Raw genomic sequence first — 9,619 nt, forward strand, 5'->3', positions numbered from 1 at the left:
CATGGCGCGCCCAGACCCGTTACTCACAGTATTGAAACTGGCACAGGAAGCTGAAGAACAGGCCGCCCTTGCACTGCGGGCGGCGCAATTGGATCTGGGTAAACTCAAGCAGCAGCTGGATGCACTTAATCATTATCGCCTCGACTATATGCGCCAGATTGCCGCCAAAGAAGGTACCAATATCGGTGCCAGTGCCTACCAGCAATTTCATCGCTTTATCAAACAAATCGATCAGGCGATTGCCCAGCAGGTGCAGGCGGTTCAAAGCGCTGACAAACAGTTGGCTCACAGACGCCAGGGGTGGCTGGAGCGCCAGCAAAAACGCAAAGCAGTTGAGTTGCTGTTGCAGCATAAGACCGACAAACGTGAGGCGGTAGCGCTGCGTCAGGAGCAAAAGTTGGCAGATGAATTCGCAATGCAGCAGTTTATCCGGCGGCGGTCGTAAACCATGTAACAGTTGTTGGCACAGCATTTGCTGTCATTTTACCTATCAATGAATTTCAGGCTGAACAGCTTTGATGGCTGTCCCCGGCAAGACGGGCTGCCAAATATGGGAGAGTGCAGATGCAACAAATCCTGAATGTGCTTTTGGGCAGTCCTGATAAGTCTCAGGGTGCCGCCAGAACCGCTTCTGCAGAAGTGGACTTCAATGGTGCTTCTGATGGTGTCAGTTTTCAGTCAATTATTTCTAAAACAAACGCTTATGATGAGGCTGGGCAAGATGCTGAGAAGCTTGTCAGCCACACAAAAAATGCAGTTGTTGATGAGTCGACATCGAAAAGTATTGACCTCCCGGAGCAGGAATTCGGTGGTGATGATTTGCAGGATGTTTCCTCAGTCTTTGCCCAAATTCAGTTTTCCCGTCAATTTCCCGCCTCCAGCGATATTGGCATCGACGGCGAAATCTTGCCGCCCGGCAGTGGTGGTACTGATGTACTTCAGGGGGATATGGAAATTGTCGACATGCTGCCGTTTCTTGATGAGTTGAAGCAGTTAGCATTAAGTAAGCAGGATGGCCTCTCTGAGAGTGAGATGTTCGCCATGTTTACAGGGCTCATCGATAAGGCCGAACCCGAGATGTTGGCTCAGGTGTCCGAACTGCTGGGGATGGATCCGCAAGCGTTGTCCAGTCTTGATCAGCAAAGCTTCAGTAAATTGCTGCATGATGCGCCAGAGCTCAAGATAGCCCTTGATATTCTGGCGTTGTCGGGGGCGGTAATGAGTTCGGTGAGCGATAAAGCAGCATTGGCTGCCCAATCTCACGCCAATGTGTCCAGTGCCGTTGTTGCGGGTAGTCCAAAGGCGGATGGACTGGTTCAGAGGTTAGCAGTCCTGATTGATGCGATGAATAAAGCGCCTACAGCAGTCCCGAAACTCGATAAGGCTGTACTGGCGTTAGCTGGAGAGTTTGCCCCAACTTCTGATGCAGACCTGTCATTGCCTGACAATCTGGCAAGCACACATCAGGATGGCACCAAAGTGTCACTTGTAAGCGGGGCTTCGGATTTGGCTGGAGCCGAAAAAATGAAAGTGTTGGTGCCGGCAAACGAAGTTGCGGATACTGAGTTGGCGGCCAAATATACCCTGCATGCCAAAGACGCCAAGGATGTATTGAGTAAGCCCGCATCAGTTGCGTTGCAAATGGCAGTTCCTGAGAATACCAATCCGCAGAAACCGCTGACATCCGTTGTGACAGCTAATATGGTTTCCGGGAATGCGGAAGCAACAGCACTTCCTGCTGATGCATTAACCGAGGTTTCAGATGCTCAGCTGGCTGATAGTATTAAAGATTTGGGCTCTGTCGCAGTCCAAAAACAACCGGCCAGTGTTACGGTGGAAGCGCCGACAGCATCGGGTATTGAATTGAGGCATAGTCAGCCCCAGCGCGGCGAAGTCATGCAGGTTCAACTTTCACTGCGACATGGCGCTGAGCGACAGGTAACAACAGCCGATATGGTTGCCCGGTTTGCGCCAGTTATGAATGCCCAGCTCATTGCCATGGTAAAAGACGGCGTTCAACAGGCTGAGATACGCCTCGACCCGCCTGAATTGGGGGCGATGATGGTGCGCATTCAGGTACAGGGCAGTGAGGCGCAGGTTCAGTTCCATGTGAGCGCGCAGCAAACCAAAGATGTTGTGGAGCAGGCGCTGCCCAGACTAAGAGAATTGTTGGCGCATCAGGGTATGGAGCTCACTGATGGTCAGGTTTCCCACGAGAAGCGAGGTGGGGGGCAATCGGGTTCTGAGCGAAGTGATGAACAACATTTTGCTGCCATGGATGAAATTCCAGCAGAAGAGTTACAATTAAGCGTAAATCAGACAACTAGTTATGCTTCGGGTATAGATTATTACGCCTGAGCAGGTAACCTATAGTCTTATCCTGATATGGCCGGAGTGGCCACCGACTTAAAGGAATAGCCGATGGCAGAAGAAGAATCTCTACAACTTGAAGAAACAGGCGGCAAGAAGAGTAAAAAGCCACTGTTTATCATCATCGGTGTGGTGGTTGTTGCGTTATTGGGTGTCGGCGGCTGGCTTTTTATGGGGTCATCTGATGACGCCTCTGGCGCAGGTGAAACTGCAGAGCAGCAAGAAGCAGGGAAAGAGAGCTCAGACAGTACCACCCGCGAGGCTTTTTACGTCGCTATGCCACGGCCTTTTTTGTTTAACCTGCCGGGCCAGCCGCGCAGCCGTTTGGTTGAAATCAAAGTACAGCTGATGGTGCGTGGTGCTGATGATGATGTGATGATTAAAAAGCACATACCTCTGATTGAAGATGCGCTGTTAACCACGTTCAGCAGTGGTGATGTGCAAAAGTTGTCTACTCAGGCGGGTAAAGACGAGCTGAGACAGCTGGCATTACTTAATGTACAAAATACTCTGCAACCGGTGACCGGAAGAAAAGTGGTCGAAAAAGTACTTTTCACCGGATTTGTAATGCAATAGTGACAATTGTCCTTTTACAACAAATGAATAAGGCAAATTTGTGACGGATTTACTTAGCCAAGACGAGATTGATGCGCTACTCCATGGCGTTGACGATGTCGAAGAAGAAGATGTAAGCGAAGCGGGCCTGGTCGCCCGTAGCTATGACTTTTCTTCTCAGGACAGGATCGTCCGTGGCCGGATGCCCACCCTGGAAATTGTGAACGAGCGTTTTGCCCGTCACCTGCGGATCAGCATGTTTAACATGATGCGTCGTGCCGCAGAGGTGTCCATTAATGGCGTGCAGATGCTCAAATTTGGTGAGTATGTGCATACGCTGTTTGTGCCAACGAGTTTGAACATGGTGCGTTTTCAGCCGTTGAAAGGCACAGCGTTGATCACCATGGAAGCCCGTCTGGTTTTCATCCTGGTAGATAACTTCTTTGGCGGCGACGGCCGCTTCCACGCGAAAATTGAAGGCCGTGAATTCACCCCGACAGAGCGACGTATCGTGCAGTTGCTGCTGAAAATCATCTTTGAAGATTACAAAGATGCCTGGGCGCCGGTAATGGACGTGGAATTTGAATACCTGGACGCTGAAGTTAACCCCGCCATGGCCAACATTGTCAGCCCCACGGAAGTTGTGGTGGTTAATTCTTTCCACATTGAAGTTGACGGCGGTGGTGGTGATTTCCACATCACCATGCCTTATTCGATGATTGAACCCATCCGCGAACTGCTTGATGCCGGTGTTCAAAGCGACAAACAGGACACCGACATGCGCTGGTCACAGGCGCTGAAGGATGAAATCATGGATGTTGAAGTAGGGTTCGATGCCACCCTGGTTGAGCACGAAATCAGCTTACGTGATGTGATGGAACTGCGTGCCGGTGATGTGATACCGGTTGAGTTGCCTGAATTTGTACTGATGAAAATTGAAGATTTGCCGACTTACCGCTGTAAGCTGGGTAAGTCCCGTGAGCAATTGGCTCTGAAAATTTGTGAGAAGATCCCTCGTCCTGAAACGGTTAAAACCGAGTTGCAATTAGTAACTCGTAAAGGAAAAGCTCGAGATATCAATGAACTGTAAGGTAATTTGAAATGAGTACCGAAGATGATTGGGCCGCAGCAATGGCCGAGCAGGCACTGGAAGAAGCCCAGGTCGCCGAGTTTGAAGAGTTAAAAGACGAAACCAAACAACTGACCAGTGAAGAGGTTGCCAAGTTGGATACCATTATGGATATCCCGGTTACCATTTCAATGGAAGTGGGTCGCAGCTTTATCAGCATTCGCAACCTGTTACAGCTCAATCAGGGCTCAGTGGTTGAGCTTGATCGGGTGGCTGGGGAACCTCTGGATGTTATGGTCAACGGAACCCTTATCGCACATGGTGAAGTGGTAGTGGTAAACGACAAGTTTGGTATTCGTCTTACCGATGTGATTAGCCAGACGGAACGGATTAAAAAGCTCAAATAAACTGATCATTTTAGTGAGGGCGCCTGCGTGTCTTTAACCCTACTTTCACTGGCTGCATCATCATCGGCCGGAACCGCCGTTTCTCAGGGCTATGCCACGACGCTTGCCAGTATGGTGGGGGGGCTGATTTTGGTACTGGTGGTGATATTTGTGTTGGCCTATGTGGTGCGCCGGCTGAATTTGGTTCCTGCCAGCGGCGGAGCGATTAAGACCTTAGCTGCAAGTCCCATGGGACAACGTGAAAAACTGGTACTGGTTGAACTCGATGGTCAGCAGTACCTTGTCGGGGTGACAAGCCAGCAGATCACCTTGATAGATAAACTGGAGAAGCCGGTCAGCATCTCAGACAGCAGTTTTGCGGGGCGTCTTAAACTCGCTAAGGATAAACAATCATGATGCGTCTGGTACTGGTAATGCTGGCTATGATGGCAATGCCGTCTGTTGCCGCTGATGGGGTGCTGCCAGCCGTAACTGTTACCACCACCCCGGACGGCGGTACCCAATACTCAGTTACACTGCAAATTTTGATGCTGATGACGGCGCTGAGCTTTTTGCCAGCCATGGTTATCATGCTGACGTCATTTACCCGCATTGTTGTTACCCTGTCATTGCTGCGACAGGCGATAGGGTTGCAGCAGGCTCCATCCAATCAGGTGCTGATTGGTCTCAGTCTGTTTATGACTTTTTTCATCATGGCACCTGTATTTGACAAAATATACGAACAGGGGGTGAAGCCTTATATGGATGAAACCCTGACCATAGATCAGGCGTTTGATCGGGGCAAAGAGCCCTTGAAGGCTTTTATGCTGGCGCAGGTACGGCTTACTGATTTAGAAACTTTTGTGAATATCTCCGGTTACGACAATATCAAAACCCCGGAAGAGGCTCCGATGTCAGTGTTGATCCCGGCATTCATAACCAGCGAGCTGAAAACCGCATTCCAGATAGGCTTTATGCTGTTTGTTCCTTTTCTGGTGATAGATTTGGTGGTGGCCAGCATATTGATGGCCATGGGGATGATGATGCTGTCACCTATGATTGTCTCATTACCGTTTAAAATAATGCTGTTCGTGCTGGTTGACGGCTGGACCCTGGTGATGGGGACTCTGGCCAACAGCTTCGGGACCTGAAACGCCCATGACGCCTGAATCCCTGATTGATATTTTCCGTGAAGCCCTTGCCGTTATTGTGATGATGGTATCGGTGATTATTGTGCCAGGGTTGATAGTGGGGCTTTTTGTCGCCGTGTTTCAGGCCGCAACTTCCATTAACGAACAAACCTTGAGTTTTCTTCCCCGCCTGTTGGTTACATTGTTTGGCTTAATGTTTGCCGGCCATTGGTTGGTGCGCACCATGATGGATTTCTTTATGGAGATGGTGCACCTCATTCCTCAGGTTGTCGGCTGATGGATGTATTGCTTGATACGCTGATGGGAACCCTGAAGGCGTATCTGTGGCCGTTATTCCGGATTTCCGCCATGTTCATGGTAATGCCGGTTTTTGGAGCCAACACCACACCAGTAAGAGTGCGCTTGCTGCTTTCGGTTGCTGTGACTTTTGCTATCAGCCCCATGTTGCCACCTATGCCTGATGGTGAGCTATTTGCGTTAAGTTCAGTATTCATCAGTGCTCAGCAAATACTGATTGGTGTTGCTATGGGCCTTGTTGCTTTGATGATGATGCAGATTTTTGTGCTGACAGGGCAAATCATAGGTATGCAAACCAGTCTGGGATTTTCTTTCATGGTTGACCCGGGCTCAGGTCAGCAAACGCCGGTTTTGGGTAACTTTTTTTTGCTGTTGGCCACGTTGATATTTCTCGCTGTCGACGGCCACTTAGTGATGATCCGTATGCTGGTGATGAGTTTTGATACGCTGCCGGTGTCCATTACCGGCATCAGCGTGGAGAGTTACCATAGTCTGGCGATGTGGGGCAGCTATATGTTTGGTGCAGCCCTTACCATGTCTTTGTCAGCGATTGTGGCGCTGTTGCTGATTAACCTTTCATTCGGGGTTATGACCCGTGCTGCGCCGCAACTCAACATCTTTGCCATTGGTTTTCCGGTGGTGATGATAAGCGGTCTGTTCATTCTTTGGCTTACCCTGGCGCCTGTGATGGCCCATTTCCATGAGATCTGGGAAGCGGCACAGGTATTGCTTTGCGATATCACCCATCTGCAATGCCAGGTGAATTGATATGGCAGAGAACGATACCAGTCAGGAACGCACAGAGGAGCCCACGGGAAGGCGACTTGAACAAGCCCGGGAAAAGGGACAGGTCGCCCGCTCCAAAGAATTGGGTACAGCGGCTGTGCTGCTGGCGGCTGCAGTCGGCTTTTTAATGATGGGGTCAAGCCTTGCCAAGGCGCTGCACAATGTGATGTCGTTGGCTTTTACCCAAAGTAGGGTGCAGATTTTCGACCCAAATTCCATGCTTAATATCTGGATGCCCATTGCCAGGGAGCTGGTACTGCCCGTGCTCGGGCTGGTGCTGGTGCTAGCTGCACTCGCTTTCGCCGGTAACATTATTCTCGGGGGGCTCACGTTTTCCAGCAATGGCTTGATCCCGAAAGGCAGCAAAATGAGCCCGATAGCCGGGTTCAAGCGAATGTTTGGCGTACAGGCGCTGGTAGAACTGACCAAAGCCATTGCTAAATTTTCAGTGGTTGCACTGGCGGCATATGTGCTGTTGTCTTTTTATTTTGAAGATATCATTCATCTTTCAACTGAAAACTTGCCGTCGAATGTGTACCACGCACTGGATTTGCTGGTGTGGATGTTTCTGCTTCTTTGTTGTTCTTTATTGATCATCGTGGCCATCGATGTGCCGTTTCAAATCTGGAATCACAAGAAGCAGTTGAAGATGACCAAACAGGAAGTAAAGGATGAATATAAGGACACCGAGGGTAAGCCTGAGGTAAAGGGACGGGTGCGGCAAATGCAGCGTGAGATTGCCATGCGCCGTATGATGGCCGAAGTACCAAAAGCTGATGTGATAGTGGTGAACCCTGAGCATTATGCTGTGGCAATTAAATATGATGCCAAACGATCTTCTGCCCCCTTTGTGGTAGCCAAAGGCGTGGATGCTGTTGCGTTTAAGATTAGAGAAATGGCACGGGAATACGATGTCGCCATTGTTTCTGCTCCCCCACTGGCACGAGCTATTTACCATTCCACCAAGCTTAATCAGCAGGTGCCGGAAGGGCTCTTTACTGCGGTAGCTCAAGTACTGGCTTATGTATTCCAGCTCAGGCAATACCGTAAAGGTCGCGGCCGTAAACCCACACCCATTCCTCTGAAACAGCCTATTCCGGATGAGTTTAAGTACTGATCTTCCTTCTTTGAACTGCATCGGTTGTAGTCTGAATCCTGCTTTTTACCAATCGGGTTATGTATCCTTTCCTGTCGTGGAGATTGTTTGAGAAGACTGTCCCTGCAGCCTTTTTGAATCAGACATTGGCTTGAAACTTGCTTCTGTGCTGCAAAGTGTCAATTTCTGGGTAATGTCGAATGGATGTAATGGGCCAGCTTGGGCAAATCAAAAAAATAAAACCGGCAAATCTGCAGGGACTGGGGACTCCGGCTCTGGTGCTTGCTGCTTTGGCAATGATTGTGTTGCCCATGCCCGCATTTCTGCTCGACGTGCTGTTTTCATTCAACATTGCTTTGGCGCTGGTAGTGTTACTGGTCGCAATCTACAGTAACCGTCCGCTCGATTTTGCTGCTTTCCCTACCGTATTGCTGGTGGCTACCTTGCTCAGATTGGCGCTGAACGTGGCGTCCACTCGGGTAGTATTGCTGGAAGGTCATAATGGCGCTGATGCGGCTGGTAAGGTCATTGAAGCCTTTGGCTCAGTCGTCATCGGTGGCAACTATGCCGTTGGTCTGGTGGTGTTCCTGATCCTTATCATCATTAACTTCGCCGTTGTAACCAAGGGTGCCGGCCGTATCTCCGAGGTAAGTGCCCGCTTTACCCTGGATGCCATGCCCGGCAAACAAATGGCCATCGATGCCGACCTTAATGCAGGCCTTATTAATCAGGATCAAGCCCGTACTCGCCGCGCTGAAGTGACCAAGGAAGCTGATTTCTACGGAGCCATGGATGGTGCATCCAAGTTTGTGAAAGGGGATGCCATCGCAGGTATTTTGATTTTGGTTATTAACATCCTTGGTGGCTTCATTATTGGTATGGTTCAGCACGGGCTGGACTTTTCCAGTGCGGTCGAAATCTACACCCTATTAACCATTGGTGACGGTCTGGTCGCGCAAATCCCCGGGTTGTTGTTATCCATCGCCGCCGCACTTATGGTGACGCGCCAGAATGAAGAAGGCGACATGGGTGGCATGGTGATGAGCCAGATGTTTGACAATCCCAAGTCATTGGCCATCGCCGCCGGCGTGCTGTTTGTGATGGGGATAGTGCCTGGCATGCCACATGTGGCGTTTCTGTCGTTTGCACTGGCAACCGCTGGTGGCGCTTATTTTCTGCATAAACGGATTGAAAAACGCAAAGCCAAAGCTTTGGAGCTGGCCGCCAGTGGCAGCACCGACAAACTGGATAATTCACCCAAGGAGCTTGGCTGGGATGACGTACGCCATGTAGATACTATCGGTCTGGAAGTTGGCTATCGTTTAATCCCGCTGGTGGATAAGGGCCAGGGCGGTGAGCTGCTTTCCCGTATCAAGGGGGTGCGTAAGAAGTTGTCTCAGGAGCTTGGCTTCCTGGTGCCTGCGGTGCATATTCGCGATAATTTGGATTTAGCACCAAGCACTTACCGCGTATCGCTTATGGGGGTAGTGGTAGGAGAGGCTGAAATCCGTCACGACTGTGAGCTTGCCATTAATCCGGGTCAGGTGTTTGGCCAGCTCGACGGAGTAGTGACCCGCGATCCCGCCTTTGGACTGGAAGCGGTGTGGATTGCGCCAGAACTTAAAGAACATGCACAGACTCTGGGTTACACAGTGGTGGATGCATCCACCGTAGTGGCCACTCACATCAGTCAGGTATTGACCAACAACGCATCCAAGCTTCTGGGTTATGAAGAAGCACAGCAATTGATAGATATTCTTGCCAAACAATCTCCAAAACTGGTCGATAGCTTCATTCCCGATGTGATGTCATTGGGCAATGTTGTGAAGGTCATGCAGAATTTGTTGAACGAAGGCGTATCTGTCCGGGATTTGCGTACCATAGTCCAAACCCTGTTGGAGTATGGTCC

General features: G+C 50.2%; 11 protein-coding genes. All 11 read left to right on the plus strand.

Annotated features, from left to right (window positions below; all coding sequences use genetic code 11):
- Window position 1: 1 nt before the first annotated feature.
- Window positions 2-445, plus strand: coding sequence for a flagellar export protein FliJ (fliJ, locus tag ABYK60_RS13620; protein ID WP_372872564.1), 444 nt, complete (start codon window positions 2-4; stop codon window positions 443-445).
- Between the two features lie 119 nt (window positions 446-564).
- Complete coding sequence (locus ABYK60_RS13625; protein WP_372872565.1) at window positions 565-2,358, plus strand: flagellar hook-length control protein FliK; 1,794 nt, start codon at window positions 565-567, stop codon at window positions 2,356-2,358.
- 63 nt (window positions 2,359-2,421) lie between these two features.
- Window positions 2,422-2,946 carry a flagellar basal body-associated protein FliL gene (fliL, locus tag ABYK60_RS13630; RefSeq protein ID WP_372872566.1) on the plus strand — a complete coding sequence of 175 codons (525 nt, stop codon included), beginning with the start codon at window positions 2,422-2,424 and terminating at the stop codon, window positions 2,944-2,946.
- A gap of 40 nt (window positions 2,947-2,986) precedes the next feature.
- Window positions 2,987-4,015: a flagellar motor switch protein FliM gene (fliM, locus tag ABYK60_RS13635; RefSeq protein ID WP_372872567.1), complete on the plus strand. Its 1,029-nt coding sequence runs from the start codon at window positions 2,987-2,989 to the stop codon at window positions 4,013-4,015.
- An 11-nt stretch (window positions 4,016-4,026) separates the two neighbouring features.
- Window positions 4,027-4,401, plus strand: a complete 375-nt coding sequence (gene fliN, locus ABYK60_RS13640; RefSeq protein ID WP_372872568.1) for a flagellar motor switch protein FliN — start codon at window positions 4,027-4,029, stop codon at window positions 4,399-4,401.
- A gap of 27 nt (window positions 4,402-4,428) precedes the next feature.
- Window positions 4,429-4,797 carry a flagellar biosynthetic protein FliO gene (gene fliO, locus ABYK60_RS13645; protein ID WP_372872569.1) on the plus strand — a complete coding sequence of 123 codons (369 nt, stop codon included), beginning with the start codon at window positions 4,429-4,431 and terminating at the stop codon, window positions 4,795-4,797.
- Window positions 4,797-5,531, plus strand: coding sequence for a flagellar type III secretion system pore protein FliP (gene fliP, locus ABYK60_RS13650; protein WP_372872576.1), 735 nt, complete (start codon window positions 4,797-4,799; stop codon window positions 5,529-5,531). Before fliO ends, fliP begins: the two co-directional genes overlap by 1 nt.
- 7 nt (window positions 5,532-5,538) lie before the next feature.
- Window positions 5,539-5,808, plus strand: coding sequence for a flagellar biosynthesis protein FliQ (gene fliQ / locus ABYK60_RS13655; RefSeq protein ID WP_372872570.1), 270 nt, complete (start codon window positions 5,539-5,541; stop codon window positions 5,806-5,808).
- Window positions 5,808-6,596 (plus strand): flagellar biosynthetic protein FliR, encoded by a 789-nt coding sequence (gene fliR, locus ABYK60_RS13660; protein WP_372872571.1) that lies wholly within the window; start codon window positions 5,808-5,810, stop codon window positions 6,594-6,596. Before fliQ ends, fliR begins: the two co-directional genes overlap by 1 nt.
- 1 nt (window position 6,597) lies before the next feature.
- Window positions 6,598-7,731 carry a flagellar biosynthesis protein FlhB gene (flhB, locus tag ABYK60_RS13665; protein WP_372872572.1) on the plus strand — a complete coding sequence of 378 codons (1,134 nt, stop codon included), beginning with the start codon at window positions 6,598-6,600 and terminating at the stop codon, window positions 7,729-7,731.
- 179 nt (window positions 7,732-7,910) lie between these two features.
- Window positions 7,911-9,619: flagellar biosynthesis protein FlhA (locus ABYK60_RS13670; protein WP_372872573.1), on the plus strand; the 1,709-nt coding region annotated here is incomplete at its 3' end.

It is taken from the genome of Shewanella sp. (assembly GCF_041630135.1).
Classification (GTDB): domain Bacteria; phylum Pseudomonadota; class Gammaproteobacteria; order Enterobacterales; family Shewanellaceae; genus Shewanella.

Bases quoted from the DNA above. Each gene is read 5' to 3' on its own strand.
- fliL (WP_372872566.1), top strand. From the start codon at position 2,422: ATGGCAGAAGAAGAATCTCTACAACTTGAAGAAACAGGCGGCAAGAAG.
- ABYK60_RS13625 (WP_372872565.1), top strand. From the start codon at position 565: ATGCAACAAATCCTGAATGTGCTTTTGGGCAGTCCTGATAAGTCTCAG.
- fliJ (WP_372872564.1), top strand. From the start codon at position 2: ATGGCGCGCCCAGACCCGTTACTCACAGTATTGAAACTGGCACAGGAA.
- fliQ (WP_372872570.1), top strand. From the start codon at position 5,539: ATGACGCCTGAATCCCTGATTGATATTTTCCGTGAAGCCCTTGCCGTT.
- fliN (WP_372872568.1), top strand. From the start codon at position 4,027: ATGAGTACCGAAGATGATTGGGCCGCAGCAATGGCCGAGCAGGCACTG.
- fliP (WP_372872576.1), top strand. From the start codon at position 4,797: ATGCGTCTGGTACTGGTAATGCTGGCTATGATGGCAATGCCGTCTGTT.
- fliR (WP_372872571.1), top strand. From the start codon at position 5,808: ATGGATGTATTGCTTGATACGCTGATGGGAACCCTGAAGGCGTATCTG.
- flhB (WP_372872572.1), top strand. From the start codon at position 6,598: ATGGCAGAGAACGATACCAGTCAGGAACGCACAGAGGAGCCCACGGGA.